The organism is Oleiphilus sp. HI0117, from assembly GCF_001635235.1.
The window spans coordinates 1-1,053 of the sequence record NZ_LWGA01001431.1 but is presented as its reverse complement, the minus strand read 5'-3'; the positions used below and the strand labels follow the sequence as shown (position 1 = coordinate 1,053).

At 48.9% G+C, this 1,053-nt stretch carries 1 protein-coding gene; it reads left to right on the top strand.

The features are described from left to right. Positions 1-25: 25 nt before the first annotated feature. Positions 26-1,053, top strand: a 1,028-nt coding sequence (locus A3757_RS24040) for a protein adenylyltransferase SelO family protein (RefSeq protein WP_197470285.1), incomplete at its 3' end; no start/stop codon positions are given.

Here is a 1,053-nt window from a genome sequence, read left to right as displayed (position 1 = left end):
AATTAGAAAAGGTTCATCAATTAATATGGCTAACAAGCAGCTTAATGATATATCTACTCCCATAACGAATCTCGATGAACTGGCTAAATTAGCCGACTATTCACTAATGAATAACCTTCGGTGCGACCCTCAGGCGACGGCCAGTGGGGATGATTACGCGCCTCGACAAGTTTTTTCGGGACATTATGTCCCTGTAAAGCCGACGCCTATTCCTGAGCCTGACTATGTCGCTCACAGCAGGAAGTTTTTCAGCGAACTGGGTTTTGACGACAATTTGGTGGAAACGGAAGGCTTCCGTCGTTTGTTCTCTGGTGATATGTCGCATGTGCCAGAACCTATGAGACAAACAGCTTGGGCAACTGGCTATGCGCTGTCGATTTATGGCACGGAGTACATTCAACAGTGTCCGTTCCGCACAGGCAACGGTTACGGGGATGGCCGTGCAGTATCTGTCCTTGAGGCTGTCATCAATGGTCAGCGTTGGGAGATGCAGCTAAAGGGTGGTGGGCGAACGCCATATTGTCGTGGTGCGGATGGGCGAGCAGTGCTGCGCTCGAGTATTAGAGAATTTCTGGTTCAGGAGCATATGCACCAACTAGGGGTGCCAACATCTAGGTCCTTATGCCTTTATGTATCTGGCTCAGAGACCGTTGATCGCCCATGGTATTCTGAAGGTTCTTACTCCCAAGATCCGGATATTATGGTATCGAACCCGGTTGCAATTTCAACACGTGTCGCACCGTCTTTCTTACGGGTCGGGCAGCTTGAACTGTTTGCTCGTCGAGCGCGTAGCAAGGCTCATCCAAAAGCTCTCGAAGAGTTAAAGATGATCGTTTTGCATTTGATTGATCGTGAATACAAAAGTGAGATCAATGAAGACCTATCGTTCGAAGATAAATTACTGCGGTTGGCTAGCGAGTTTCGTGAGCGTTTAAGCGCGCTTGTCGCAAACTGGCTTCGCGTAGGTTATTGCCAAGGCAACTTCAATAGTGACAACTGCGCAGCGGGGGGGTATACCCTTGACTATGGTCCATTCGGGTTCTGCGAAGTGTT